The 26,922-nt window shown below is 65.8% G+C and carries 20 protein-coding genes; 18 read left to right on the top strand and 2 right to left on the bottom strand.

Annotated elements, in window-relative coordinates; translation table 11 throughout:
- The first annotated feature begins 2 nt into the window (after positions 1-2).
- The 3 genes from ENJ37_06580 (at position 3) to ENJ37_06570 (ending at position 5,531) form a co-directional block, all read left to right on the top strand.
- Complete coding sequence (locus tag ENJ37_06580; GenBank protein HHL40154.1) at positions 3-2,552, top strand: tetratricopeptide repeat protein; 2,550 nt, start codon at positions 3-5, stop codon at positions 2,550-2,552.
- Between the two features lie 140 nt (positions 2,553-2,692).
- Entirely contained in the window at positions 2,693-3,079 is a 387-nt protein-coding gene (locus ENJ37_06575; GenBank protein HHL40153.1) for a hypothetical protein, read from the top strand.
- Positions 3,080-3,212: 133 nt separating this feature from the next.
- Positions 3,213-5,531: a hypothetical protein gene (locus ENJ37_06570; GenBank protein HHL40152.1), complete on the top strand. Its 2,319-nt coding sequence runs from the start codon at positions 3,213-3,215 to the stop codon at positions 5,529-5,531.
- Between the two features lie 132 nt (positions 5,532-5,663).
- On the opposite strand, the gene ENJ37_06565 is transcribed toward ENJ37_06570, so the two are convergent.
- Both ENJ37_06565 and ENJ37_06560 read right to left on the bottom strand, forming a co-directional pair.
- Positions 5,664-6,182: a hypothetical protein gene (locus tag ENJ37_06565; GenBank protein HHL40151.1), complete on the bottom strand. Its 519-nt coding sequence runs from the start codon at positions 6,180-6,182 to the stop codon at positions 5,664-5,666.
- 210 nt (positions 6,183-6,392) lie between these two features.
- Complete coding sequence (locus ENJ37_06560; GenBank protein HHL40150.1) at positions 6,393-8,093, bottom strand: methyl-accepting chemotaxis protein; 1,701 nt, start codon at positions 8,091-8,093, stop codon at positions 6,393-6,395.
- 434 nt (positions 8,094-8,527) lie between these two features.
- On the opposite strand from ENJ37_06560, the gene ENJ37_06555 reads away from it, so the two are divergent.
- The 15 genes from ENJ37_06555 to folP all read left to right on the top strand — a co-directional run bounded on the left by ENJ37_06555 (position 8,528) and on the right by folP (position 26,791).
- Complete coding sequence (locus ENJ37_06555) at positions 8,528-9,964, top strand: hypothetical protein (GenBank protein HHL40149.1); 1,437 nt, start codon at positions 8,528-8,530, stop codon at positions 9,962-9,964.
- A 67-nt stretch (positions 9,965-10,031) separates the two neighbouring features.
- The gene (locus ENJ37_06550) at positions 10,032-11,498 is read left to right on the top strand and encodes a hypothetical protein (GenBank protein HHL40148.1); all 1,467 of its coding nucleotides are present in this window, start codon (positions 10,032-10,034) and stop codon (positions 11,496-11,498) included.
- A gap of 97 nt (positions 11,499-11,595) precedes the next feature.
- Positions 11,596-12,564: a hypothetical protein gene (locus tag ENJ37_06545; GenBank protein ID HHL40147.1), complete on the top strand. Its 969-nt coding sequence runs from the start codon at positions 11,596-11,598 to the stop codon at positions 12,562-12,564.
- 9 nt (positions 12,565-12,573) lie between these two features.
- Positions 12,574-13,785, top strand: coding sequence for an S-layer homology domain-containing protein (locus ENJ37_06540; GenBank protein HHL40146.1), 1,212 nt, complete (start codon positions 12,574-12,576; stop codon positions 13,783-13,785).
- Positions 13,786-13,833: 48 nt separating this feature from the next.
- Complete coding sequence (locus ENJ37_06535) at positions 13,834-14,703, top strand: hypothetical protein (protein ID HHL40145.1); 870 nt, start codon at positions 13,834-13,836, stop codon at positions 14,701-14,703.
- Positions 14,704-15,034: 331 nt separating this feature from the next.
- Positions 15,035-15,790, top strand: a complete 756-nt coding sequence (locus tag ENJ37_06530; protein HHL40144.1) for a hypothetical protein — start codon at positions 15,035-15,037, stop codon at positions 15,788-15,790.
- A gap of 36 nt (positions 15,791-15,826) precedes the next feature.
- Positions 15,827-16,609, top strand: coding sequence for an ABC transporter permease (locus ENJ37_06525; protein ID HHL40143.1), 783 nt, complete (start codon positions 15,827-15,829; stop codon positions 16,607-16,609).
- Positions 16,480-17,295 (top strand): ATP-binding cassette domain-containing protein, encoded by an 816-nt coding sequence (locus ENJ37_06520; protein HHL40142.1) that lies wholly within the window; start codon positions 16,480-16,482, stop codon positions 17,293-17,295. Before ENJ37_06525 ends, ENJ37_06520 begins: the two co-directional genes overlap by 130 nt.
- A 30-nt stretch (positions 17,296-17,325) precedes the next feature.
- Positions 17,326-18,366, top strand: a complete 1,041-nt coding sequence (locus ENJ37_06515; protein HHL40141.1) for an MCE family protein — start codon at positions 17,326-17,328, stop codon at positions 18,364-18,366.
- A complete protein-coding gene (locus ENJ37_06510) occupies positions 18,356-19,321 on the top strand; it encodes a tetratricopeptide repeat protein (GenBank protein ID HHL40140.1) in 966 nt (321 codons plus the stop codon). The genes ENJ37_06515 and ENJ37_06510 overlap by 11 nt, the downstream gene beginning before the upstream one ends.
- 5 nt (positions 19,322-19,326) lie before the next feature.
- Entirely contained in the window at positions 19,327-20,409 is a 1,083-nt protein-coding gene (locus tag ENJ37_06505) for a response regulator (protein ID HHL40139.1), read from the top strand.
- A gap of 338 nt (positions 20,410-20,747) precedes the next feature.
- Entirely contained in the window at positions 20,748-22,058 is a 1,311-nt protein-coding gene (locus ENJ37_06500; GenBank protein ID HHL40138.1) for a ribosome biogenesis GTPase Der, read from the top strand.
- A 17-nt stretch (positions 22,059-22,075) separates the two neighbouring features.
- Positions 22,076-22,960, top strand: coding sequence for a YihY/virulence factor BrkB family protein (locus tag ENJ37_06495; GenBank protein HHL40137.1), 885 nt, complete (start codon positions 22,076-22,078; stop codon positions 22,958-22,960).
- A 431-nt stretch (positions 22,961-23,391) separates the two neighbouring features.
- Positions 23,392-25,341 carry an ATP-dependent metallopeptidase FtsH/Yme1/Tma family protein gene (locus ENJ37_06490; GenBank protein ID HHL40136.1) on the top strand — a complete coding sequence of 650 codons (1,950 nt, stop codon included), beginning with the start codon at positions 23,392-23,394 and terminating at the stop codon, positions 25,339-25,341.
- A gap of 196 nt (positions 25,342-25,537) precedes the next feature.
- Complete coding sequence (folP, locus tag ENJ37_06485; GenBank protein ID HHL40135.1) at positions 25,538-26,791, top strand: dihydropteroate synthase; 1,254 nt, start codon at positions 25,538-25,540, stop codon at positions 26,789-26,791.
- Positions 26,792-26,922: the final 131 nt, after the last annotated feature.

The raw sequence follows: 26,922 nt of genomic DNA, 5'->3' as shown, positions 1-26,922 counted from the left end.
CCATGGTTAAACGTTCGCTTCTCTCCATCGTCCTTGCGGTCCTGCTCGTGACCGGCCTGTCGCCGGCCGGCCTCGAGGCGGCCGGTCCCGGAGCCGCGGCTGGCGGCGGGCCGGCGGATGTGGAGGCGCTGGCCGCCGAGGCCGCCTCCGCCCTGTCGAGGCGGCTTTACAAGGCGGCCGCCGAGCGCATGGAGGCCATGCTCGCAAGGGACCCCTCCCTTGCGCCGAGGGTGGCTCCGCTTCTCGCCTACGCCTACGAGCGCAACGGGGAGCGGGAGCGGGGGCTGAAGCTTCTGGCGGGGTCGAGGAAGGCGAGGTACGCGCTTGCGAGGGCCGCCATAACGGGCGCGCCGCTGCGGCTCGACGGCCTGGAGCGCGAGGTGGCCCGCACGGGACTCTTCTTCGTCGACGTGGGGCTTGCTTCAGGCGTATCGGGCATGGGGCTCGAGTCGGCCGTCAGGAGGAAGGCGCTGGAGCGGGCCCTGAAGGACGCCTTCCTCTCGCTCGTCGCCGAGCCCGGCAAGAAAGAGCTTTCGAGATTCAACGACAACATCCTCTCCTCCGCCGACTCATACTACCTCTCCCACTACATATTCTCCACCGGCGAGGGCCGGGGCTTTTTCAGGTTTGCCGTCGTCGTCTTCATCGACATGGGGGCCCTGACGGACACGCTCGAGTCCTACGGCATGATCAAGGCGCGGCGCAAGAGCACGCTGCAGGTGGGCCTTCTGACGCGGAAGGGGTCGGACCGGCTGCGCAAGATGCTGCTCTCCTCGCTCCGCTCGGCGGGCTTCAACGCCGTTGACATGGGGGCCGGGGCGCTCAACCCGGAGACGATGAAGACCAAGGGCTCCATCGTCGTGGAGATAAGCGAGAGTCCCAGGGTGGCCGGCACGGTGCTGGGCTCCAACTTCAAGAGCATCGAGTGCGTCGTGGAGTTCGCCGTGGTAAACGGCAACAACGGCGTCGTCATCACAAGGCTCAAGGGGTCGCATTCGCTCGTCCACCTCAACGAGGAGGCCGGCAAGGAGGCGGCCGTAAAGCTCGCCTACGAGAAGGTGGCCGACACCCTCAGGGCCACGCTCTCGGACATAGGAAAGCGCATGGGCGAGGAGATCGCCTCCGGCGCGCTGCCTCCCATCGAGCTCTCGGTGGCCGACAGCGTGGAGATATTCTCCAATATCTACAAGTCCTATGCGGAAGAACCCTTCGCGTCGGTGCGGCTCGTCAACAACAGCGAACGCGAGATCCGGGGCGTCAAGGTTACGCTCATGGTGAAGGATTACATGGACTTCCCCTCGGAGCGCCTCATCGAGCGCATGGCCCCGGGCCAGAAGAGGACGGTCGAGCTCACGGCGGTCTTCAACAACAGGGTGCTCGAGCTCACGGAGAACACGCTGCTGCAGTCGGAGATAGTGGTCACCTACTACGACGGCGCCGAGAGCAGGTCGGTCACCGCGGCCCTGCCGATCCACGTCTACGAAAAGCACGCCCTCGTATGGGACGACAAGGCCAAGATCGCAAGCTTCATAACGCCGCGCGACCCGGTGGTCTCGACCTTCGCCTCCATGGCCGTGCGCGAATACAACTTCCCCTACATAAACCAGGCGCTCGTCAAGGCCCGCGCCGTCTTCGAGGCCCTCGGCGTCCTGGGCGTCACATACATCGCCGACCCCACGCCCTACGCGACCGTCTCCAGCGACACGACCATAGTGGACCACGTCCAGTATCCGCGCGAGACGCTGGAGCGCAAGGGGGGAGACTGCGACGACCTTGTAAGCCTCTTCGGAGCGGCGCTCGAGAGCCTGGGCATAAAGGTCATGCCCGTTGACGCGCCCTCCCATCTCTTCATCATGTTCGACACGTCCATACCGGAGCACCTGGAGGGCGAGTTCGGCTTTCCGCCCGACATGTACGTCGTCCACGACGGCACAATCTGGGTGCCCTTCGAGACCACGCTCGTGGGCTCGTCCTTCCTGCTGGCCTGGGAGAAGGGGGTGGAGAACTACGGCAAGTGGGGCGGCGAGGCGGCCTTCGTCGATCCCCGAAAGGCGTGGAAGAAGTATCTGCCGGCGACCCTGCCGCCCGCCGAGTTCAAGGGCGAGGTCTCGAAGGCGGCCATAGAAAAGGTCTTCGGCGGCGAGCTCGAGGAGCTGCGGCGCAGGCGGGTGCGCAGGCTCGCCGCCAGGTATCTGGACCTCGGGGAGAAGGGGCTGGCGCAGGCCGTCATCGTCTACGGGGAGAACGGTCTCGTCGACGACGCCCTCGCGCTGGCCAGGAAGCTCGACGCCTCCGGCGCTCTCACCCCCGACACGGCCAACAACATAGGCAACGTCCACTTCCTCAAGGGAGACTATGAAAAGGCGCTCGGCTACTACCGCATGGCCCGCGAAAAGGACGCCACCGACCCGGGCATACTGGTCAACATGGCGAGGGCCTACCTCAAGCTCGGCGACCGTGAGCGGGCCAGGGAGGTCTTCGCCGAGGCCATGGCCATGGATGCCGGCGTCAAGGAGAAGTACCTGAAGGTCTATGTGGAGCTCGGCCAGTGAGCGGCCGGGCGTGAAGGGCGGCCTGTGCGCCCCTTCGGGGGCGACCGTCGCGGGGCCGCCGGCCCTGGCGCCGGTCACGGGACAACACAAACGCCACGCAGGGCTATAGGCCTGCGCGGCGCTTTCACCGGAGGTTGGCCATGAAGCTCAGAAAAGGCATGATAGCGATCCTTGCGGCGGCCGTCGTCGCCCTCGGCGGGACCGGACCGGTCGAGGCGGGCGGTCTCATGTCATGGCTCAAGTCGATGATCGCCAGGTTCGACAGCCACTCCAGGGGGAAGTCGCGCCACTCCACCAGTGTGGCCGGCGTGAAGGGCGCTCCCGAGACGGTGGACGACGACCTCTACTGGAAGGGGCCCCTGAGCGACACGGAGATCAACGCCTTCATGGAGGCCATAAGCTACATAGAGAACGGCGACAACGAGACGGCGGCGCGAAAGCTCGAGACCTTTGTGAACGACTACCCCGACAGCCCGCTCGCCGCCGACGCAAGGGAGGGGCTCAGGCTTCTGCGCTCTTCCCTCTGAGGGGTCTTTCTCCCTCTCGCCCGGCGCGGGCCGCCGGCGAGACAATCCGACTTGCAGGGGGAGGCGCGGGAAACCCGGGGCCGTGACCTCCCCGGCCGAACCCCCCGGAGAGTCCTTCCCGCAGCGAGGTGTCATGAAGAGAGTCGTAACGCCGGTGGTGTCGCTGCTTCTCTGCCTGCCGCTCCTGGTCTCCTGCGCCGCCGACGGGGCGGCCCGCAAGGAGGGGCCCGTCGTGGCGGCAGTCCCCGCCGGCGTGAGATACCCCGCCGTCATAGCGGTGCTGCCCTTCGGCAACGAGACAGACGACGTCGCCGTGGCCGGCCAGGTGCGCCGCAGCTTCTACAACCACTTCAGCAGCAAGCCGTTCCGCGACATCGAGATAAACGTACTCGACCCCAAGCTCGCGCTGCTGGAAAAGGAGAGGGGTAAGGACTTCGCCGAGATCCCTCCGGCCGAGATAGCGGAGGCCCTCGGCGCCGAGGGCCTCGTCTACGGCAGGGTGACCGACTACCAGCGCGTGTACGCCGTCGCCTACTCGCAGATGGGCGTGGAGGCCGAGGTCTGGATGGTCGACGCGGCGACGGGCAAGGAGCTCTGGCGCATAAAGGAGGCGGTGCGCTATCACGAGGGCGGGGTGCCGCTCTCGCCGGTGGGCGCCGTCATGACGGCCGTCACCACGGCCATGAACATCCGCGACATCCAGAGAACGCGCGTCATAAACGAGCTGGGCTGGAAGCTCAACGAAAAGGTGCCGGTGCCAGAGGGCTTCGAGGGCGAGCGGGAGCCTGTCATCCGCAACGTCATGACCAACGCCGGCGAGGGGCCCTTCGGCAAGGGGAAGGTCTTCAAGGTCGCCATGGAGGGCGAGCCGGGTCTTGTGGGCATCTTCGAGATCGGCGGCTTCAGGAAGGCGCTGGCCATGAGGGAGGTCAGCCCAGGCGAGTACCTGGGCGAGTACATGGTCGTCCCCGGCGACGAGGCGAGGGACGCGCCCGTGGTGGTCTACCTCGGGCGTCCCGGCGGGGCGCAGGCGCGGTGGTTCGACATCACCGGTCTTGTCACCATCGACACGGAGCCGCCCCCCAGGGTCGGGGGGCTCACGGGTGTGGCCTTCACCGACAGGTTGGAGCTTGCCTGGAAGGGGGTCGACGCCTCCGATCTCAAGGGCTACAGGGTCATGCGCAGCATCAAACCCCTCTCCGGCTACGAGGAGGTGGCCTTCGTCGAGGAGACCCGCTTCGCCGACCGCTCCGTGCAGGCCGCAACGCCGTACTACTACAGGGTCACGGCCGTCGATGCCGCCGGAAACGAGGGGGAGCCTTCGGAGTCCAGGCGTCTTGTGCTGAGGCACGGCGAGCCCGTGGCCGTCGGCGGCGTCATCGCGGAGGACAGGACCTTCTACGCCGGCGACTACGTCCTTAAGGGAGAGGTGACCGTCGCCGAGGGGGTGAGCGTGGAGCTCGAGCCCGGTGTGCGCTTCTTCTTCGAGCCCGGCGCTTCGCTCGTGGTGCTCGGCGCGCTCCGGGCCGTGGGCACGGCCGATTCGCTCGTCGAGTTCCTCCCGGGCCGGGCGGTCGAGGCTGACGGCGGGCGCTGGAAGGGTATCTTCTTCGATTCGGCGTCGGGCCGCTTGGAGAGGGCCAGGATAAGCGGCGCGGCCATGGGGGTTGTGGTGACAAGGAGCGCCGTCAAGATCGTCTCCGCCGTCATGGAGGGCAACGTGACGGCCCTTGCGGCATCGGGACTGCCCTCGCCGGAGGTGACGGGCTCCACCGTCTGGCACAACGAGGCGGGCCTTCGCCTCGTGGAGACAAGGGCCGTCGTCAGGGGCAACGACATCACCCAGAACGGCGTCGGTATCGAAGCCGTCGATTCAAGCCCCGTCATCGAGGGCAACAACATCTACGACAACGACGTCAACGTCAGGGCCCGCGGCGCGGCCCTATCGCTCGACGGCAACTACCTCGGATCGGTCAAGGTCCAGCAGATGAGGATCGAAGGCGAGGCCGCGGCGGCGAAGGTCCTTGACGGACCGGCGCCCGAGGGCAGGCCCGTCGACGCCGTCGAGGACCCCTATGCCTCGCTGAGCGACGAGGAGCGCCGCGAGCTCCACACGAGGCTCGTCATAGAAGGCGGCCGCTACTTCAGGAAGCGCAACTTCGGAAAGGCCGCCGACAGCTTCGAGAAGGCCCTCATGATAGAGCCCAGCGAGGCGATCTACTACTACCTCGGGCTCTCCTACCAGGAGATGGACGACAACGAGCGCGCCCTCGCCTATCTCACCGAAGGGGTGGAGAAGTACCCCAATGACTCGGGGCTCGCCAAGGCCCGGGCCCTGCTCCTCTACCAGCTCGAAAGGCTCGACGAGGCGAGGCGGGCCCTCGCCGAGGCCCTGAGGCTCAATCCCGGCGACCGCCAGATAAAGTTCATACTGGAGAGGCTGGAGAGGTAGGGGGAGGGCCGGCCTCTTGTCGCCGTCGCCGCGCGGGGCGTTGAGGTTCCGGGCGTCCCTCGAAGGCAGGGCGGGTCGAAGGGGTTTGAGGGAACCTTTTCGGCAAGCAAAAGGTTCCCTCATCAGGCAAGCTCACTTCTTGGTCCCGCACTGGCCGTTTACGCAGAAGGCCTTGTAGCCCGAGTGGCAGGTCCTGCACGTGTTGGGGGCCAGTCCACCCGAGGCGGCGGCCATGTCCTTGCCGTCCTCCGAGTAGACGCCGTAGACGGCCTTGCCGCCCTTGTGGCCCGTCACGAAGAGGAGCTTGAGGTCCTTGAGATGGAGTATCATGTTGGGACCGTCGCCGAAGCCTCCGCTCCGTGCCTTGTAGGCGCCCACGGCGCCGGGCCTGACGAGGACGGCCACCTTTCCGGGACCTCCGGGTCTTACGCCGCAGTAGGTCTCCACCGTCTCCTGGTATATGGGCGGAAGGGAGCTCACGTCGGCGTCGCAGCCGGGAAGCGCCCCGATCTTGGTCAGCGTCGTCGAGATGCTCGTCCAGTTCTGCCAGTCGGAAGGAAAGGACGTCTCCGACGCGGCGCCGGCCTCCACGGTGGAGACGGCCAGCAGCGCCGCAAGGATCGCCGAGGTGCATAGGGCCTTTGTTCTCATCTTTCTGACCTCCTTGGGATGGTTTGTTGCGTCCGTAACGGTAAGCCTGTATCCTGCGCTGAAGACCCGGCGGGCTCTCACTTTCTCTCCCGGCGGCCCGGCCGGCGGCTCTCTTCCCGCGCGCCCGGCTGCACGGGCGTCGAGTCGGGGCCGCGACCGGTTGACCGGTTGCTCCGGGGGCGATGAAGCGGAGCGGAGGTCCTCCGGCCGCTACATGACGGCGGCCCTGGCCTCCGGCTTTCCGGGGGGCGGTGAGGCCGGCATGGCCGCGACCTCCTTTACCCGGCCGTTGAGCTTGAACTGCTCCACCTCGCGGTTGAGCTTCTCCGACATGCTGTCGAGCTCCTTGAAGGACTCGTACATGGCCAGCGTGCTCTCCTTGACGGCCTCCGTCGTCTCGAAGGCCCGCTGGATGTTCTCGTAGATCTCTTTTGTCGTCGCCGCCTGCTCGTCCGTGGCCGCCGCCACCTGTATGTTCATCGACGTGATCTCCTTGACGAGCTTCTCTATCTCGCCGAGCGCCTCTCCGGCCAGGTTGGTCTTCACCACTCCGCCCTCCACGTGGGTGCGGGCCCCCTCCATGGCTTCTATGGCCTCTGCGATGTTTGCCTGGATGGAGGCTATCATCGACGATATCTCCTTTGTGGACTGGGAGGTCCTCTCGGCGAGCTTTCTCACCTCGTCGGCCACGACGGCGAAGCCGCGGCCCTGTTCGCCGGCCCTTGCGGCCTCGATGGCGGCGTTGAGGGCCAGGAGGTTCGTCTGCTCGGCGATGTCGTTTATGACCAGTATGATGTCGCCTATCTTGTCCGAGCCCTTGCCGAGCTCCTCCATGAGGCTCGCCGTGCTGCTCACCTCCTTGGCTATGAGGTCCATCTCCGCCTTCGAGTCGTCCACGATCCTGGTGCCCTTGCTGACGTTTTCGAGGACCACCTCGGCGGAGCTGGCCGTCGAGTTGCTGCTCTTGGCCGTCTCCTCTATGGTCGCCCGGCTCTGCTCGGCGGCGGCCGCCACCTCGCCCATCTTCTGGCTCTGCTCGTTTATCCTCGCCAGCATCTCCTCGGTGCTCGCCGAGAGCGTCGAGATCGCCTTGCCCACGTATTCGCAGTGATCCTTGAAGGCCCAGATGGCCTTGTTGAGCTTGTGGACGAAGTCGTTGAAGCTGTTGGCCAGGGAGCCGATTTCGTTGTCGGCGTCCACCTTCACCGTCGATGAGCCGAGATCGAGGGTCTCGGTCGTGTAGGAGATCTGGCGCGACACCTCTATCACGGGCCTGACCAGCCTGTTGGTGCGGTAGACGGCTATGAGGCCGGAGATGAGCGATATGACGACGGCGACGATGGCTATCCTTTTGAGCACCTTGAGCCACGTGCCCTCTATGGCCCTGGCCGAGTAGACGGCCGTGAGCTCGCCGCCGTTGGGGATGTCGAGCTTCTTCTTTATGTAGAGGAGATAACGCTCGCCGTCGAGACTGTAGCCCTCGTCCTTTGCGGAGAGGCCGCCCGAGCGGAAGGCGCCGGAGAAGGTGTCGATGTCGTCGTCGGTGATCCCTTCCTTGACGTATGTGTACTCTATGTACTGCGGAGGTATGGCGTCGAAGAACTCGGTCTTGGGGGTGCCTTTGCTCGTGCCGCTCATCTTGAGGTAGAGGAGGTCGCTGTTGGCCTTGTAGAGCTCCCGGGCGGTCTTGTTCTTGAGCTTCATCACGTTGCCGCCGTTTATGCTGCCCGCCGCGAGGAAGCGGATGGGCTGGAGCGAGGCGTTGGCCGTGTCGACGAGCGAGCGTTCCAGAAGCTTCAGCTCGCTCAGGTACTGCAACACCCCCATGCAGGCGAGCGAGAAGAGGACACTGGTTATTACAAGAAACGTCACTTCGCGCCTGATGCTCTTGCTGTTCGATTGCCTCAACATCGATCACCTCTTTGTTTGTCCATGAAGGCCTGCCGGTCGCTGCATGCCGATTGTTGAACGTTATGAGGGATACCCCGGCTGATTGCGCGGGGAGACCCCGTGTCAGTTAAGGGGCGCAGGCCGGCGTTTCCCCTCTATTATATGTGTATTATGTTCTTCCGTTGCGTGACGCTCCCGGAGAGGTTCTGACAGAAAAGGCGTAAAGGTGCCGTCGGAGCGATCCGGACCTCGTGGTCCCCATAGCGGAACAGAATCGGCGCTTCCTCAAGTTATGTTTGCTGTTGCAGGATTTGGAGGCGTCAGCACGTTTGAGTTGTTCTTCGTCATCATGGCGCCGAAACTTTAGGGCTTCGCCCGAAAAAATGTAACCAGTGGCCTGAGGCCGCTCGGCGGGTGATAAAAATCGTTGCAACTCTGGAATTTAGGGATATAATATGCCTGTAGGCCGGAAGCCGCTGGCGCCGGAAGCCGGTCTCCGGGCGTGGGGCCGCGGCGCCAGAGGGTGGGGCCGCGGCGCCGTAGCGGGCGGCCGCCGGCCCGCCGCAGGGAGGCAGCCGCCTCCAGCCGACTCGCATCAAATCATTCATCCGTTATTCCAGTCTATGATGGGCGGGCGTCTTCAGTGGTGTCCGCTCGCGGGAGGGTTCGGGATGATATCTGTCCATGCGCCGTCATCGCGCCGCGGCGGAGTTGCGATCCTCGCAGGCTGCGGACTCCTTTTACTCCTTTTGCTTGCGCATCCCTCTGCCGTCCGCGCCGAATCAAGGGTCGTGGAGGCGAGGGGCATAGCCACCATCGTCGACGGCAACGTGGCCCTCGCCCGCGACGGCGCCGTGAGCGACGCCCTGCGCAAGGCCGTGGAGCAGGCCGTGGGCACGCTCGTCTCGTCGGAGACGATGGTCGAGAACTTCGCCGTCCTGAGCGACAGGGTCTATACGAGGACGAGGGGCTACATCAAGGACTACACCGTGACCGGCGAGGGCCAGTCGGGCGCGCTCTATCAGGTCTCGGTGCGCGCCACGGTGGAGATGGGAGAGCTCAAGGACGACCTCGACGCCCTGGGGCTTCTCATGCGGCGCGTGGGCAAGCCGCGCGTGCTCTTCATGGTGGCCGAGCAGAACATCGGCGACAGCTACTACGTCTTCTGGTGGAAGTGGTGGGGCACCAGCGAATTCCACGGCGAGACCTACTCGATGCTCGCCGGCGAGACGGCCCTGAAGGAGGCCTTCCTCTCCAAGGGCTTCAACGTCGTCGACATATCGGGCACGACCGGCGCCTTCGAGATATCGAACGCCTTCAGGGTCGCCGACCTGACGGCCGACGGCGCCAGGACCATAGGCGGCAGGCTCGGCGCCGAGGTGGTGGTGACGGGCAAGGTCGTCGCCCGCGAGGGTCCGAGGACGCCGGGCAGCCGCGTGGCCCCCTATCTCGCCGACATGACGCTCCAGGCGGTGCGCGTGGGCGACGGGGCCGTGCTCGGCTCGGCCAGCGGCCACGGCGTGGCCCGCCACATCTCGCCCGTCTCCGGCGGGAGCCAGGCCATAGCAAAGGCGGCGGCCCAGGCCGGCGAAAGACTCATGGAGCAGATAATCGCCAAGTGGACCGGCGGCGCCATGACGGTGAGGATAAAGATCAGGGGGCTTGCCGACTACGGCCAGCTCACGGCCGTAAAGGACATGCTCCGGGGCCGCGTGCGGGGCGTCAAGGCCGTCTACCAGCGCAGCTTCGAGGGCGGCGAGGCGGAGCTCGACGTGGAGGCCGACTCCACGGCCCAGCAGATGGCCGACGCCATAGCCTCGGCGAAGCTCGGCTTCCCGCTGAGCATAGTCAAGGCCACACAGAGCACCATAGAGCTCGTCGTGGGCAGGTAGACGCCGGCCGGGGTGCGGCTGGGACGGCGGCCCCGGCGGATGAGGTGGATATGCAAGGAGGTCTTTGATGATGAAGAGGTTTCCCCTCGGCGCCGTCTTTGTCGTGGTGCTTCTCCTGCTGAACTACGGTTGTGTGCCCGCGCCTTCCATAGCGCCGGACCCGTCCAACCCGGTCTACACGGTGGCGCTGCTGCCCATCTACAACGCCACAAACGACGTGGACGCGCCAGCCAGGCTGAGGGAGGCCTTCGCCAAGAGGCTCGAGGGACGCCATTACAGGGTCCTGCCCCTCGACGAGACGGACCGCATCCTGCGCGACCGCATGGGTATAACCCTCGGCGCCCAGCTCGACATGACCACGCCCCGAAAGCTCGGCGAGGAGCTCGGCGTCGACGGCGTCGTCTACGGCTATCTCCTCAACTTCGACGACGTGACGACGGGCGTCTACAACGTCAAGAAGGTCCGGGCGGGCTTCAGGCTCGTCCACGCCCGCTCGGGCAGGACGCTCTGGGCGAGGGGGCACGGCGTGAAGAGCATCCTTACAAGCGGCGGGCTCATAGGCGACGGCGTGGCCGTGGCCGCCGAGGTGAAGGACGCCCGCGAGGGCATGGAGCCCTTCCGCTCCATCGAGGGCATATCCGAGATACCGGGGCTTACGGAGTGGGACGTGCGCTACCACCGGGAAGAGAGCGTAAGGGACGCGGCCATCATGAGCCTCGGCGAGAAGCTCATCACCAAGGCCGCCGGCATGCACCTCGCGGCCGAGACTTCCCGCATGCTCGACTTCGTCTTCGCTGACTTCCCGGCGGGCCGCGGCGGCGCGGCCTACGTGGCGAGCGCCGAACCCCCGGAGGAGCCGGCCCTGGAGCCCCCGGCGATTGACATGGACTTGGAGGCCGTGCCGGAGCCCGACGTGGCGCCCCTCTACTTCCTCGAAGAGCGCGACTTCAGCGCCGTCATCACCTCCACCGCCGTCCGCAAGCGCGGCGGCGGGACGACGAAGACGACCATGAAGGTGGCCAAGAGGGGCGGAAGGCTGCGCGTGGACCTGCTGGAGGCGACCGGCGGGGAGATGCCCCCGATCGGCGGCATGTCGTTCATCTTCGACGTTGACGGGCGCAGGTCCTACTCCATCCTCCACGACCGGCGCATGTACATCGAAGACGTCATGGAGGCCGAGGACGAGGGGGCCCCCGCCGAGGACAAGGAGTTCCTCGGCGAGGAGAGTGTGGCCGGCCGCCGCTGCAGGAAGTACAGGGTGACCGTCCGTTACTCCGACGGCCGCGTGGAGACCGGCACCGTCTGGGAGGCCGTGGACCTTGACGGCTTTATCGTGAGGACGGAGTTTGAGAACGACGATGCGAGGATAGTCACCGAGGCCGGGGAGGTGAAGCTCGGCAGCCCGGACGAGGACCTCTTCGTCGTGCCGGCCGGCTACGAGAAGGTGAGCCTGGGCCGCATGTGGGAGGAGAGAGAAGACGAGGGGGGCGGAGAGCGCCGCGAGCGCGAGGTCCGGGAGCGCGACGAGCGTTGACGGCGCGGGCCGCGAGACCCCGGCAAAATAAAGTCTCCGCCGGCTGCGTGGACTGAGAGTTTCCGCGATGGAAAAGGAGGTACCATAAGGAGGTAACATGATGTCCGTAAGGTCTTACTTGTTGGGAGCTTCGTACGGAGCTGTGGTGCTTGCGGCGCTTCTTCTCGCCGCCGGATGCGCGCCCACGACCACCGGTGCCGTCAAGGAAGACGTCTCGCTCACGGGACAGCGCCAGGAGCTCGAGGAACTGGGAGCTCAGTACAGGGGGCCGCAGTACACCGTAGCCATACTGACCTTCGAGAACAAGACGCCGAGCAGGGTGCTCGGCGTGGGCGAGGCGGCGACCGAGATACTGCGCACCATCGTGAAGAAGTCGGGCCTTGAGCCCATCGTCCTCACCGACGAGGAGATGCGCCAGCAGGAGCGCCTCATCGAGCTCCAGCAAAGCGGCGCCGTGAAGGTGGGCAAGAAGGACGCCGCCGAGGGCTACATGTCCATCGATTACAGGATATCGGGCGCCGTCACCGCCTACTCGGAACTCGAGGAAGGCTCCGACATCCTGGTGGCCCAGTCCAAGACGCAGGTGGCCCGCGTCCAGGTCGACTACGCCCTCGTGGACGTCGCCACCGGCAGGACGCTCCTTGCCGAGTCCGGCGCTGGCGAGTACCGCAAGAAGACGGGCGGGGTGCTCGGCCTGGGGTCGAGGTCCACCTACGACACGGGGCTCCGTGAAGGGGCGCTGCGCGACGCGCTCACCAAGGCCATGGCGAGCATGATCAAAAAGCTCAACGCCCAGCCCTTCCGCACGAGCATCGTGCTCGTCGACGGCGACACCATCCTCATCAGGGCCGGCACCAGGAGCAGGCTCGCTCCCGGCACGGTGCTCGCCGTATACAGACCGGGCGAGGAGCTCGTCGATCCAGAGACGGGCCGCGTCATCGGAAGGCGCGAAAAGCGCATAGGCGAGATAGTGCTCACGGCGCACCAGGGGGAGCGCGTATCCGAGGCGACCGTCAAGAGCGGCGTGGGCTTCAAGGTCGGCGACGTGGTGAAGGAAATCAAATAGGAGGTGGCCATGAAAAGGGTTGGATACCTGTCGCTTCTGCTGGCGGTTCTCATCATGACGGTCGCGGGGTGCGCAAAGCCCACGCCGCGATGCACGAGCCCCGAGGACAACCCCCAGCACCACTATCTGCGCGGCATGGAACTCATCGACGACGGCAAGCTCGACGAGGCGGCCGGCAAGTTCAACAGGGCCGTCTATTGCGACGAGAAGTTCGGTCCCGCCCACGCGGGCCTGGCCATCGTTTACGCCCTGAAGGCCGGAGACAAGCGCGACCCCGCCTACAGGCAGGTCGACAGCGACAAGGCCTTCGAGCATCTCAAGCTCTCGTGGAAGCGCTCGGAGTCACCGGAGGACCAGTTCCAGTACTGGCTCGCCTCGCTGCGCGTCTACACGGAGCTGAAGACCGACGACTGGCTCGACTACGCCGTCAAGAGCTACAGGAAGGCCATGAAACTCAAGGTCGACGAGCGCAGGCTCGTCTACTACGACGGCCGCGAGGCCGCGCCGTACTTCATGGGTGTAGCCTATCTCGAGGGCCGCGAGTTCCAGAAGGCCCGCGACATGTTCGGCGAGGTCCTTTCCATGAAGCGCGAGGGCAAGTGGAACGCCAAGGCCGACAAGGGATGGAAGCGGGTCGACAAGATCGTTCGCGCCATGGCCGGCATAACGCTCGGTGACGTGGGCAAGGAGATAGCCCTCAAGGAGGAGGTCGCGCGGGGAGACATGGCGGCGCTGCTCGTCGACGAGATGAAGATCGACAAGCTCTTTGCGGGCCGCATCCCCGTAAAGAGCGAGACGGCCCGGCTCAAGGCCGACTTCATCCCCGCCGACGTGCTGAACCATCACTTCAAGGAAGAGATACTGACCCTCATGAAGTGGGGTGTGCGGGGGCTGGAGCCGCAGTACGACCCGGTCACCAAGGCCAACCTCTTCAAGCCCGACCGGCCCATAACACGAAAGGAGCTGGCCTTCGTGCTCGAGGACGTTCTCATAAAGCTGACCGGCGACGAGAGCCTGGCCACGGCGTTCTTCGGCCACGACCGCTCGCCCTACCCCGACGTGCCGGCCTCGGCCGCCTGGTACAACGCCGTCATGAACATGACCACCCGCAGTATCATGGAGACCGAGCTCTCCGGCGAGTTCAGGCCCGACGACTACGTCGACGGCGCCGAGGCCATCCTGGCCATAAGGGTCCTGCGACAGAGAATGAACATATACTGACGGACCGCGCACGTCGCGTCCCGCAACGACAGTTCAAGGAGGCGTTATATGAAACGGACTATATCCCTGCTGGTCGGTCTCTTTCTCGCCGTCACCTCCGCTTCGGCCTTCGCCCAGATGGGAGGCGGCCCCCCGGCGCTCGTGACCGACCCGGCCCAGGCCTTCATGGCCGGAGTCATAACGGTCAAGGGCGAGGGCGCCGCGCCGGCCGACAGGCCGCTCTCGCCGGCGCAGAAGGCCATCCTCGCAAAACGCGCGGCCAAGGTCGTCGCTCTTCGTGAACTCGCCGAGATACTCAACGGCGTGGCCATATACGGCGAGACCATGGTCGTCGACGCGGCGGCCCAGTCCGACACGATAAAGGCCACGGTCCAGGGGGTGGTCAAGGGCGCCCAAGTGGTCTACGAGGTCTACGACCCGGCGGCCGAGATGGCGGCCGTCTACGTGTCGGTGCCCATGAAGGGGCCCGGGGGCCTGCTGGGCCAGCTCATGCCACGCATACTCCCAACCCTGCCTCCGCCGTCGGCCCCGGTCTACACGCCGGCCGCTCCGGCCGCGCCGGCGCCTCCCTCGGCGCCGAACTACGACGGCCTCATACTGGACATCACCAAGCACCGCTTCAAACCGGCCCTCATAAACCGCGTGCTCGCCGAGAACGGCGACATACTCTACGACCCCACGAAGGTGGCACAGGAGATACTCATCGAACGGGGCGCCGGCGAGTATACCAACGACGTGGGCAAGGCCAAGGCCCTGCTCGGCGAGCGGGGAGCGAAGAACCCCCTTGTCGTCGAGGCCGTCGGAGTGGTCAAGGGCACGGACGTCAAGGTCTCGGGCGGCGATGCCGGGGTCATATTCTCCGCCAACCAGAAGACCAACTTTCTCGAAGGGGCGAAGGTGGTCTTCGTCCTTCGCTGAAGGGGCGGCCGAGGGGGCTGACCAGGGGCGGCCGAGGGGGCTGACCAGGGGCGGCCGAGGGGGCTGACCTTGCTGGGGCGGCGGCCTCAGGGCTTCCCCTGCCCTCCGACAGGCCGTAGCCTCCCCGGTCCGTGGGGCGATGGACGAACCGCTGTGCAGGAGGCGGAGCTTCCGTAACAGTATAGCCTGAAGCGGGCGGCCTGAGCGCCCCGCCTCCCACAAGGCGGGGCGCCGCCGTCTCTTCCGGCGGCCCCTCGTCGCTGCGGCCTGTCGAGGCGGTTCAGGCCGGCGGTCCTGCGCCGGCCGCAATGACTAATGTGAGGAGAGACTCTTGAAGAGATATACCATTATCGCGGTTGCGGCGCTCTCCGTCCTCGCGCTCGGCGCTACCGATGCGTCGGCCTTTCTGAAGGTGGAGGGCAGGTACTGGCTCGTGGGACTGGGAGCCGACATGAACGTAAGCGGCGGCGGCAGCCGCGGCAGCTACCTCGACCTCGCCGAAGACCTGGGCATGGACGACCAGGAGAACTTCTTCGAGGGAAGGGTCGAAGTGGGGCTCCTCAAAAACCACAAGCTCCGCTACGCCTACATGCCCATGAGCTGGGACGGAGGCAAGACCCTCAACGCCGACATCACCTACAACGGCGTGACCTACCTCAGCAACACGGCCGTCACCTCGGAGCTCGACGTCGTCTACCACAGGCTCGGCTACGAGTACGACCTGGTGGACACGCTCGGCAACCGCCTGGGCGTCATCTTCGAGGTCAAGTACTTCGACATCGACACGGCCGTAAGTGCGGCGACCAACGGCAGGTCCGAGTCGTACATGCTCATCCTGCCGGCCGTTGGAGTTACGGCCCAGGTGGGGCTTCCCCTGCTCGCCAAGCTCGAGGGCGAGATAACGGCCTTTACAATGGGAAGCTACGGCTACGCCGTAGACGCCGAGGCCGGGGTGAACGTCTCGCCGCTGCCTTTCATCACCATAGCGGGGGGCTACCGCTATCTCATCGTCAGCAGCAACCAGGGCGACGACGAGTTCGACATAGCCTTCCAGGGCCCGTTCGTGGCGCTGCGCGCGGGCTTTTAGGGGAGGAGCGCCGGGAGAGGCCGGAGGCCGCCGCCCATGGGCATTGTCGACCGTCTTGGCAGGGTGGTGATCGATAAGGTCGCGGTGGTCAAAGACGTGGCCTCCCTCACGGCCTCGTCGCTGGTCCTCGTACTCTCGGGGGGCGCGCTGCGATCCAGGGCGTCGAAGACGGTCTTCATGCGCCAGATATACTTCACCGTCTTCGAGGCCCTCTCCATCATCTTCTGGATAGCGCTCATCATCGGGCTCATAATCGTAACCGAGTCGTTCGATATCCTGCCCAAGCTCGGCGAAGAGCTTCTCATAGGCGAGATACTCGTCCTTGTGGTGATCAGGGAGCTCGGCCCCCTCTTTTCGGCCGTCATCGTCATAGCCCGGAGCGGCACGGCCATGGCCTCGGAGCTCGGCTCCATGAAGATGTCGCGGGAGGTATCGTCCCTCGAGGTGATGGGCATAGACCCGCACGGCTACCTGGTGGCGCCGAGGGTGGCGGGCACGGCCCTCGGCGTAGTGGTGCTGACCTTCTATTTCGAGGTCGTGGCCGTGCTCGGCGGCTTCCTCCTGGCGGGCTTCGAGAAGAGGATATCCTTCACGGTCTACGCAAGGAGCGTTCTCGAGGCCATGGACTTTCTCGACGTCGGTGTGACGCTGCTCAAGAGCGCCGTCTTCGGGCTCATCATCGGCGCCGTCTGCACCTACAGCGGTCTCGAGGTGTCGGGGTCCATAACGCGTATCCCCCAGCAGACGACGAGGGCCGTGATCACGAGCCTCGAGCTCGTCTTCGTCGTCAACGCCGCCGTCACGCTCGTCCTGTTCTGAGGGGGCCGGTGGCTGCGCTCATCGAGATAGAGGGGTTGAGGCTTCGCCAGGACGGCAGGCTGCTATTCGACGGCGCCGATCTCTCACTCGATGGCGGCGGGCGGGTGGTTATAGCCGGCCCCGCCGGCAGCGGCAAGGGCGCGCTCGCAAGGGTGCTCATCGGCCTTGTGCGGCCCGAGGAGGGCAGCGTCAGGGTGCTCGGCGAGGACCTCCAGGCCCTCGACGACAGAGGGCTTTCGGCCCTGCGCAGCAGACTCGGCGTCGTCCTCGCTGACACGGCGCTCATAAGCAACCTCAAGGTGATCGAGAACGTGGCCCTCCCGCTGCTCCACCACTTTCCCGAAGTCCCCGCCGCCGAGGCCCTGTCCAGGGCGCGGGAGCTTCTGGACGTGGCGGGCTACAGGGGCGGGCTCTGGGACCTGCCGGGGCCGCTGTCGACGTTCACGAGGCGGGTCGTCATGATCGCCAGGGCCGCGGCGGCGCGTCCCCCCGTCTACATCTTCGAGAGGATCACCTACGGCCTCTTCGACAGGGAGGCGGCCGGGGTGGTCGAGGTGACCAGGCGTATTCACGGTCTCGATCCTTCGGCCCTGATGGTCTTCTTCACCGGGAGTCCGGCCGAGCTCAAGCTTATCGGGCCGACGCGGCTCATCAGGGTTTCGGGCGGAAGGTTAGAGGAGGCGTAGAGGCGCCGGAGGGCCGGACGATTTCGGGATATGAGCGAGTTGGAGGACAGGGACCCGAGGTTCAGGCACCTGGAGACGAAGGTCGGGCTGCTCGTGCTGCTGACCATGGCCGGCATCGTCGCCGTGATCGTCCTCATCGGCGTCGAGCGCGACGTCTTCACCAAGAAGTTCCGCATCCACTTCATCGCCGAGTCCGGCACGGGCCTCATCGAGGGCATGCCGGTAAAGCTCTCGGGCTTCAGGGTGGGGCGCGTAAAGGAGCTGGAGCTCGCCGACGACGCAAGGGTGAGGGTGACGCTGGAGATCAACAAGCGTTACCGCAAGTGGATTCGACGGGGCTCCATGGCCTCGCTCGTCAAGGAGGGCTTCATAGGGGAGGCCGTGGTGGAGATCTCGGTCGGAGAGGCCGGAGCCGAGCCCCTGCCCGACGGTGGCTTCATCCCCTTCGAGAAGGCCGGAGGGATCGAGGAGCTGGTGGCCAGGGCCAAGCCCGTGCTCGTGGAGGTGAAGGACATAATCCACTACGCCAACGACCCCGACGGCGACCTGAAGACCACGGTGAGGAACATGAGGCTGCTGACCTCCGAGCTCCTCGATATCCGCGCCGAGGTGACGCGGACGCTGGCCGAGATAAGGAAGACCTTCGAGGGGGCGACGGCCATTGTGGACAAGGCGGGCGGCGTGGTCGACAGGATAGACAGGGAGGCCGCGCCGGTCGTGGAGAGTGTTTCCAGGGTGGTGGCCAACGTCGAGTCGGCGAGCGAGGAGCTCGGCCCCGTCATAGAGCGCGTCAAGGCCGTTGCGCGGCGGACCGACAGGGTCGTCGAAAGACTGCCGGAGGTGGAGCGCAAGGTGGAGGCCGTAATAGACAACATAAAACGCATAAGCGATGTGGTGGCCGGCGAGAGCGCGCGCATAAGGGAGATACTGGTGAACATGGACGAGGCGGCGGCCGAGGGCAAGGAGGCCGTAAAGGGGGTGCGCAGGAGCTGGCCCCTAAGGCTCATGATGCCGCCGGTCGAGGAGCCCTCGCTCATCCCCTTCGATTCCTTCGCGGGCCATGGGCGTTAGGGCGGCCTGGACGGCTGCGGTGCTTGCGGTGCTGCTCGCTGCGGCAGGCTGCGCTTCCGCGCCCGAGCCGGTGCCGGGGCCGCCCCAGTCCGAAAGGGCTTCGCAGCTCAACGTGGAGGGCGTGGCCGCGGCGGCGCGGGGGGAGTACGCCCTTGCGCTCCTGAAGTTCGAGGCGGCCCTTGCCCTGAGCCGCAGCGTTGACGACAGGCGCACGGAGCTTGCGGCGCTGCGCAACCTCGCAGCGGCGTACACGGCCCTCGGACGTCTTGAGCGGGCCGGGGAGGCGGCGCAGGAGGCGCTGGAGATCGCCGCGGAGGCCGGCGACCACCGGGCCGAGGCCGCGCTCTGGGGCATGCTGGCAAAGCTCGCCTACATGAGAGGGGACGCCGCAGGCGCCCTCGGACTCCTCGACAATGCGGCCCGCCTCGATGCGAGGTTCGCGCACGCCGACAGGGGCGCGCGGCTGAACCTGAGGGCCATGGCGCTGCTGAAGCTCGGCAGAAGAGACGAGGCCGCCGCCGTCTTGGACGAGGCGCTCAAGCTCAACGAAGCGGCCGGTCTCGACGGCGAGGTGGCCAACTCGCTTCGGCTCAGGGCCGACATGTTGAGCGGGGAGGGAAGGGATGACGAGGCCGCCGCCCTCTATGAGCGGGCCCTTGAGATCGACCGGAGGCTCGGCAGGTCTTCGCGCATATTCCACTCGCTCTACGCCCTCGGCCGCATCGCCCTTGCCGGGGGGGATGAGGACGGCGCGCTCGGACTCCTTGACAGGGCGCTGAAGGTGGCGCTCGCCGCCGGCCTCTCGGAGGGGGCCGGAGAGTGTATCGACGCGATGGCGGAGATATACGCGGGCAGGGGCGACGACGAGATGGTCCGCTTCTACAGGGCCATGAAGGAGAAGGTCGAGAGGGGGAGCGGCCCGGGCGCTACGGGGCCTGCAGCGGGAGAGGGGTAGCGCAGATGAAGCCGAGGGTCCTCATAGTCGATGACGACGCCGGCATCCGTGAGCTCATAGCCAGCAAGATGGTCATGGACGGCTACGAGGTGGAGCAGGCCGGCGACGGCCTGGAGGGGCTGGACAAGGTCGAGGCCTTTCACCCGGACCTCATCCTCGTGGACGTAATGATGCCGCGCATGGACGGCTACGAGATGTGCAGGCGCCTCAAGAGCGACGACAGGACAAGGCTCATACCGGTCGTCATGCTCACGGCCAAGTCCGAGCTCGAGGACGTGGTCCTGGGACTGGAGCTCGGCGCCGAGGACTACATAGAGAAGCCGTGCAGCCTCATCGAGGTGTCGGCCAGGGTCAAGTCGCTCCTCAAGATGAGGGCCATGCAGACCAGGCTCCACGACAGCGAGAAGCTGGCCGCCCTGGGAGAGATGGTCGACGGCATAGCCCACGAGATACGCAATCCGCTGGCGACCATAGGCGGCATGGCCCGGCTCCTGCGCTCCAGGGAGCGCGACGACAGGAACAGGGAGTACATCTCGACGATCATAAAGGCCGTGGAGCGCATGGAGCGCATGATACAGAGGATCGACGAGTACAAGGGCATACTCACCTCGCGGCTGCAGCGCTCCGACGTGAACCTGGTGATGCTCAAGGCCCTCGAGGACCTGCGCGACATCATGGACGGCAAGGAGATAGAGATCGACCTCGACCTCATGGCGGACCCGCCGGAGGTGCTCCTTGACCGCAGTAACCTCAAGAAGGCCTTCTTCAACATCCTCCAGAACTCGGTGGAGGCCATAGAGAGTAAAGGCGAGATACGGATCCGCTCCCATGTGGAGGACGGCTCCTCCCTTGTCGTGGAGATAAGCGATACGGGCTGCGGCATCGAGGAGGACGACCTCTTCAAGATATTCAGTCCCTTCCATACCTCCAAGATGACCGGAGCGGGGCTGGGCCTCACCATGAGCTACCGCATCGTCCAGGACCACGGCGGCGATATAAGCGCCGAGAGCGAGCCGGGACGGGGCGCAAGCTTCACCATAAGGCTGCCTCTGGCAAGGGCCTCGTCCCGGGGCGACCGAGGCGCGTAAATAATGGGCCCCATTAGCCCAAATTGAAAGTCCGTGAGGGGGGCTTGCCCGCGCCCGCTGCCTCGGGGGCGGTACCGGGGAGGTTCGGGCCGCGCCAGGCGGGATTTTTTTACGCCTTTGCGGCCCGAACCTCCCCGGTACCGCCGAACATCCGAATAAGATACGAGAGGGCGCGGGGAAACGTGGGCCTGTGGCCCTTCTACAGAAAGTTTCCCCCAGGGTAATTAATCAGGGTTTCCCTGTGCGCGCCGCGTGGGTTTCATGGTGATTGTGAATAAGAGACCTCTTTTTCTCTCTGGCCGGCTTTTTCCCTTCCGGGCAGGCCATGGGGTGGCGGCATGAAGCCGCTTGTCGCCATAGTGGGCCGTCCCAACGTGGGCAAGTCCACCCTCTTCAACAGGCTCATAGGCAGGCGCAAGGCCATAACGCGCAGCGAGCCGGGTGTAACGCGGGACCTCAATTACGGCGATGTGAGCGAGGGGGGACGCACCTTTACGCTCGTGGACACCGGGGGCTTCGAGCCGGAGGCCGCCGGCGGGATCATGGGCAAGGTCAAGGAGCAGATGCGCCTTGCCGTGGAGGAGGCCGACCTCGTGATCTTTCTCATGGACGGCCGCGAGGGGTTGACCGCGGCCGACCGCGAGCTCGTGGACATGCTGAGAAAGACGCACAGGCCCGTCATCTACGCCGTCAACAAGGTGGACTCGCCGAGGCTCGAGGGGGCGCTGGCCGAGTTCTACGATCTCGGCGTGGATAGGGTCATGGCGGTGTCGGCCGAGCGCGGCGACGGGGTGTACGAGCTGCTCGAAGAGGTGATGGCCGCGTTGCCGGTCCGCCGCGGCAAGGATAGGGACGAAGCGGTCACGAAGGTCGCCATCGTGGGCAGGCCCAACGCCGGAAAGTCCTCGATCCTAAACAGGCTGGCCGGCCGCGAGCGCATGATAGTGAGCGAGGTGCCGGGCACCACGCGCGACGCCGTGGACACGGAGATACGCCACCACGGCCGCAGATTCGTCATCGTCGACACGGCTGGCATAAGGAAGAAGAGCAGGGTGAGCTCCAGGCTCGAGAACTACGCGGTCATGGCGGCCATCCGGTCGGTGGAGAGCTGCGACGTTGCGCTCCTGGTCATTGACGCGCTGGAGGGGGTGAAGAGCCAGGACGCGAAGGTGGGCTCGCTCATAGCCGAGAGGGGCAAGCCAGCCCTCATCGTGATCAACAAGTGGGACCTCGTGGACAAGGACTCCCACACCATGGCCCGTTACGAGCGGGAGGTGAGAGCGGCGCTGCCTGGTCTCGGCTTCGCCCCGATCATATTCGTCTCGGCCCTGACGGGCCGCAGGACGGGGGCGATCCTCGACGCCGTCTCCTCGCTCGACGAGGCTGCGTCGAGACGTGTGCCGACGGCGCGCCTGAACGAGGTCTTCGCCGGGATTACGGCGCGCAAACGTCCCCCGGTCTACCGCGGCAGGCAGGTGAAGCTCTACTACATAACCCAGAGCGGCGTGCGGCCTCCCACCTTCGTGGTCTTCGCCAACTACCCGGCCGGCGTGGCCGAGCACTACCGCCGCTATCTCGTAAACAGGCTGAGGGAGCTGCTGGACCTCGGCGAAGTGCCGGTGAGGCTCCACTTCAGGATGAGGAAGTAGCGCGCCGGGCCGGTCGTGTGCGCCGCGCCGCAGAGGACATGACCAATCCCTTTTCCATCCTCCATCGCAGCTTCGAGCGGTTCTGGCGCCACGACGGCTTCAACAAGGCCGCCGCCATCTCCTTTTACGCCCTCTTTTCGCTCATACCCATCCTCTTTCTGCTCACCGCCTTTCTCGGTTTCATACTCGGCGTGCAGGCCGGGCTCCTCGACAGGATCATTGAGCTGGTGCGCGAGGGACTCCCCTACCTGAGCGACAGCCTGGTGGAGGACGTGCGGGGCCTTGCGCGCAACGCGCCCACCTTCGGATGGGTCGGTCTTCTGACGCTGGTCTGGACGGCCGACTTCGTGCTCTCGGCCATGCAGGACTCGCTGGCCGACATCTTCGAGGTCCGCGAGGCGAGGGGCTTTCTCATGCGAAGGCTTACGGGCATGGCCGTCATCCTCGTGGGCCTTGTGACGGCCCTCTTTTCCCTCGGCATGACGGCGCTGGTGGAGGTGGTGAGAAAGATAGACATCACCGTCTTCGATATAGACCTTTCGGAGTGGCTCGTAAGGAGTCTGACCTTCAGCCATATCCTGCCGGCGCTGCTTCTCGTGCTGAGTGTGGCGGCCGTATTCAAGATAATAGCGGGCCGCTCCATGGGTTTTGTCGACGCGCTGTGGGGAAGCGTCTTCTTCACGCTGCTGTGGGAGGCGGCCAAGACGCTCTTCAAGTGGTACATATCGAATTTTCCGAGCTACAACAAGTTCTACGGCTCGCTCGGCACGGTCATGATACTTCTCGTATGGATTTACTACTCGACGGCCATCTTCCTCTACAGCGCCTCGGTCTCCGCAACGCTGGCCGGGCGCGGGAGAGAGCGCGGCGGTCCCGGGCGGGGCGGGCCTCCGGGCGGCTGAGGCGAAGGTTTTTTCTGTTGTATTGGCCGTCCAGTTGTGTAAGAATATCAATTTATATATGAGAAAGGGCCGATGTATTCCACTGAAGGAAGCTTCTTGAAAGAGGGTCACGGCCCCACGGCTCCCTCGGACTCTCTCCAGGACTTTCTATTCGCCGTTTGAGCCGCGCCGGCTCTTGCGACCGCCGGAGGAGGCGGGCTCCATCGGCCCGAGTAATAAAGTCTCCGGAGGGGTTTCCTGACACCGCCCGCCGCCCGGGTGGCGGTCCCCTGAGGTTCGGGCCGCCCGGGCGGGGGTTTTTACGCCCTTGCGGCCCGAACCTCCGGGGACCGCCGAAGACACGAATGACACACAAGGGATAGGGGGCGACCCTTCTTCAGCAAGTTTTCCCCGGCGGCCGCGGGAACCGAAAAAGACCGGGAAAGGTAACCATGAACCAGCTTTACAAAAACATAGCCATGTGGCTAATCATCATAGTCACGGTCATCTTCATGTTCAACTTCCTCAGCTACAAGCAGCCTCCGCTTGAGCAGATAGTCTTCAGCGACTTCATGGAGGCCGTCGAGAACGGCGAGGTGGCCGAGGTGACCATCCAGGGCAGCGACATACGGGGCAGGCTCAAGAGCGAGAAGGGTTTCAGGACCTTTGCGCCCGACGACCCCGAGCTCGTCAAGCGTCTGCGGGCCGCGGGGGTGAGGATAAAGGCCGAGCCCGTGCTCGACACGCCGAGCTGGGGGACGATCTTCGTCTCCTGGTTCCCCATGTTGCTGCTCATCGCTGTCTGGATATTCTTCATGCGCCAGATGCAGTCGGGCGGCGGCAAGGCCATGAGTTTCGGCAAGTCGAGGGCGAGGCTTCTCACCGAGGAGCAGCACCGCGTGACCTTCAAGGACGTGGCTGGCGTTGAGGAGGCCAAGCAGGACGTGGAGGAGATAATCGAGTTCCTCAAGGCCCCCAAGAAGTTCACCAAGCTCGGCGGCCGCATACCGAAGGGCGTGCTCCTGGTGGGGCCTCCCGGCACGGGCAAGACGCTTCTGGCCAAGGCCATAGCCGGCGAGGCGGGCGTACCCTTTTTCACCATATCGGGGAGCGATTTCGTCGAGATGTTCGTCGGCGTCGGCGCATCGAGGGTGCGCGATCTCTTCATCCAGGGCAAGAAGAACGCCCCCTGCATCATATTCATAGACGAGATAGACGCCGTGGGACGCCACAGGGGCGCCGGGCTGGGCGGAGGCCACGACGAGCGCGAGCAGACGCTCAACCAGCTCCTCGTCGAGATGGACGGCTTCGAGAGCAACGAGGGCGTAATAATCGTGGCCGCCACGAACCGGCCCGACGTGCTCGATCCCGCGCTTCTGCGTCCCGGGCGCTTCGACCGCACCGTCGTGGTGCCCAAGCCGGACATCAAGGGGCGCGAGGAGATACTGAGGGTCCACACGGCCAAGACACCCCTTGCGCCCGACGTGGACCTCTCGAAGATCGCCCGCGGCACCCCCGGGTTTTCGGGCGCCGACCTCTCCAACCTCGTCAACGAGGCGGCCCTGCTCGCGGCGCGGCGCGGCAAGGACCGCATCGAGATGGCCGACATCGACGAGGCCAAGGACAAGATACTCATGGGCAGCGAGCGCAAGTCCATGATCATAAGCGAGGAGGAGAAGCGCAACACCGCCTACCACGAGGCGGGACACACCCTCGTTGCGCGGCTCATCCCGGGCACCGATCCCATACACAAGGTCTCCATCATACCGCGGGGCATGGCCCTCGGCCTTACGCAGCAGCTCCCCGTCGACGAGCGCCACACCTACAACAAGGAGTACCTCGCCAACAAGCTGGCCGTGCTCATGGGCGGGCGGGTCGCCGAGGAGCTTGTGCTCAACCATCAGACCACGGGCGCCGGCAACGATATCGAGCGCGCCACGGAGCTCGCCCGCAAGATGGTCTGCGAGTGGGGGATGAGCGAGCGGCTTGGCCCCCTGGCCTTCGCCAAGAAGGAGGAGCACATATTCCTGGGCCGCGAGATAGCCCAGCACCGCGACTTCAGCGAGAAGACGGCCGTGGAGATCGACACCGAGGTGAAGAGCCTCGTCATGGAGAACTACGAGAGGGCGAGAAAGCTCATCGAGGATAATATAGACGCGCTCCACAGGCTCGCCGAGGCCCTCCTGAAGAAAGAGGTCCTCGACGGCGACGAGATAGACAGGCTCATACGCGGCGAAGCGCTCGAGGGCCCCGCGGCCGGAGGCGGGGACGGTGAGGAGGGGACCGCGGTGGAGACGACGAGACAGGCGGCGAGGGAGAAACTCGCCGACAAGGACGAGGCCGACGTCGAGCCGGGGTTGCCGGCGGGCGAGGGGATCGGGGCCGGAGCGCCGGCCAAGTAGGCGGTCCTTCGCCGAGCGGCCGCCGGGCGGACCGCCGCCGTCTCCGGCCGCGCCGGCGCAGGCGGAGTACCGGGCGGCGCCGGGGGCGCGGAATGCGGCCCCGCGCCTTATGCGCCGCAAGAGCTGATCGGCACGCTGAGGGTCCCGGTGGCGTCGAGCCCCCCGGGACCGTTTTTTTGGGGAAGAGATCGTTTCCATGGAAAAGGGCGGGCGCAAAGGTGCTCGGCGCTTCTGCGTGAGGGTCCTCGCTGCGGCTGCGTCCGGCGGCTTCGTCTCCGAGATGGAGCGCATAGGGGTCGATCCCGTCGGCGTGGCGCTCATGGCGCCCAAGCAGACCCACTACAACCTCAAGGTCGAGGGGCTCAGCGCCGCGCAGGCCAACATCGTAAAGCAGGAGATGCTCGCCGTCGGCGGCGAGGCGGCCGTGTCGAAGGGGGTCGTCTCCTGCGCCGTGGAGCGCACCGACGCCCTGCTCTCGGGGACGAAGAGGCAGATGAGCCTCTTTTTGCGCAAGCTCCGCTCCCAGCCCTACGGTCTTGGGGAACTGGAGTCCGAGATAAGGGCGGTCCTCGACGACCACGGGCGCGTGGAGTTCGCCGTCCCGCTTCGAAGCGGGACGCTCGAGCTCCGGCGGCGCACGGCGGTGATGGGGATCCTCAACGTCACGCCCGACTCCTTCTACGACGGCGGCCGCTACGCCGACGTCGACGCGGCGGTGGAGCGGGCCGTGGCCATGGCCGAGGAGGGCGCCGACATCATCGACATCGGCGCCGAGAGCTCCCGGCCCGGCGCCCGGCCCGTGGACCCGGCCGAACAGAAGCGGCGGCTCGTGCCCGTGCTCTCGGCCCTCGCAAGGCGCGCCGACTTCACCGTGCCCCTCTCGGTGGACACGACGAGCGCCGAGGTCGCCGGGGCGGCGCTACAGGAGGGGGTCCAGATCGTAAACGACATAAGCGCGCTCCGGGCCGACGAGGCCATGGCGCCCCTGTGCGCGCGGAGCGGCGCCGCCGTGGTGCTCATGCACATGAGGGGCACGCCGGCGACCATGCAGCTCAACACGGCCTATGGCGACATCGTGGCCGACATCTACCGCTTTTTCGTCGAGCGCGTCGCCTTCGCCGTATCGAGCGGCATAGAGCCGAAGAGACTCATCCTCGATCCGGGCATCGGCTTCGGCAAGGACGTGGACGGCAACCTCGATCTGCTCGGCAGGCTCGGCGAGTTCCGTTCCCTGGGACTGCCGCTTCTCGTGGGGCTTTCGAGAAAGTCTTTTATCGGCAAGGTCATGGCCGCGGCCGGAGCCGGGGGGGGCGGCGACCCTCTGCTCACCGGAACGGTGGCCGCCCACGCGGCCTGCATCCTCGCTGGGGCGAGCATACTGCGCGTCCACGACGTGGCCGAGGCGCGCGCTGTTGCGGCCGTCGCAGACGCCTTGAAGGCGCGCCTTTGATTGCCCCGGGGGAACCTTTCCGTGGAAGGGCCAGGCCCCCGCGTTTCCGCAGGGGTGATCTGTCAGGGGCTCCTTCTGTCGTTCGGATATGCGGACCGGGCCTCCTCCGGGCCGACCCGCGGCAGGCGGGG

It is taken from the genome of Deltaproteobacteria bacterium (assembly GCA_011375175.1).
Classification (GTDB): domain Bacteria; phylum Desulfobacterota; class GWC2-55-46; order GWC2-55-46; family DRME01; genus DRME01.
This window is presented reverse-complemented; position numbering and strand designations above follow the sequence as displayed.

Excerpts from the sequence above, each read along its gene's own strand:
- ENJ37_06490 (HHL40136.1), top strand. The coding sequence starts at position 23,392 with ATGAACCAGCTTTACAAAAACATAGCCATGTGGCTAATCATCATAGTC.
- ENJ37_06550 (HHL40148.1), top strand. The coding sequence starts at position 10,032 with ATGATGAAGAGGTTTCCCCTCGGCGCCGTCTTTGTCGTGGTGCTTCTC.
- ENJ37_06575 (HHL40153.1), top strand. The coding sequence starts at position 2,693 with ATGAAGCTCAGAAAAGGCATGATAGCGATCCTTGCGGCGGCCGTCGTC.
- ENJ37_06515 (HHL40141.1), top strand. The coding sequence starts at position 17,326 with ATGAGCGAGTTGGAGGACAGGGACCCGAGGTTCAGGCACCTGGAGACG.
- ENJ37_06560 (HHL40150.1), bottom strand. The coding sequence starts at position 8,093 with ATGTTGAGGCAATCGAACAGCAAGAGCATCAGGCGCGAAGTGACGTTT.
- ENJ37_06540 (HHL40146.1), top strand. The coding sequence starts at position 12,574 with ATGAAAAGGGTTGGATACCTGTCGCTTCTGCTGGCGGTTCTCATCATG.
- ENJ37_06525 (HHL40143.1), top strand. The coding sequence starts at position 15,827 with ATGGGCATTGTCGACCGTCTTGGCAGGGTGGTGATCGATAAGGTCGCG.
- ENJ37_06580 (HHL40154.1), top strand. The coding sequence starts at position 3 with ATGGTTAAACGTTCGCTTCTCTCCATCGTCCTTGCGGTCCTGCTCGTG.
- folP (HHL40135.1), top strand. The coding sequence starts at position 25,538 with ATGGAAAAGGGCGGGCGCAAAGGTGCTCGGCGCTTCTGCGTGAGGGTC.
- ENJ37_06545 (HHL40147.1), top strand. The coding sequence starts at position 11,596 with ATGATGTCCGTAAGGTCTTACTTGTTGGGAGCTTCGTACGGAGCTGTG.
- ENJ37_06510 (HHL40140.1), top strand. The coding sequence starts at position 18,356 with ATGGGCGTTAGGGCGGCCTGGACGGCTGCGGTGCTTGCGGTGCTGCTC.
- ENJ37_06555 (HHL40149.1), top strand. The coding sequence starts at position 8,528 with ATGCCTGTAGGCCGGAAGCCGCTGGCGCCGGAAGCCGGTCTCCGGGCG.
- ENJ37_06570 (HHL40152.1), top strand. The coding sequence starts at position 3,213 with ATGAAGAGAGTCGTAACGCCGGTGGTGTCGCTGCTTCTCTGCCTGCCG.
- ENJ37_06500 (HHL40138.1), top strand. The coding sequence starts at position 20,748 with ATGAAGCCGCTTGTCGCCATAGTGGGCCGTCCCAACGTGGGCAAGTCC.
- ENJ37_06535 (HHL40145.1), top strand. The coding sequence starts at position 13,834 with ATGAAACGGACTATATCCCTGCTGGTCGGTCTCTTTCTCGCCGTCACC.
- ENJ37_06565 (HHL40151.1), bottom strand. The coding sequence starts at position 6,182 with ATGAGAACAAAGGCCCTATGCACCTCGGCGATCCTTGCGGCGCTGCTG.
- ENJ37_06505 (HHL40139.1), top strand. The coding sequence starts at position 19,327 with ATGAAGCCGAGGGTCCTCATAGTCGATGACGACGCCGGCATCCGTGAG.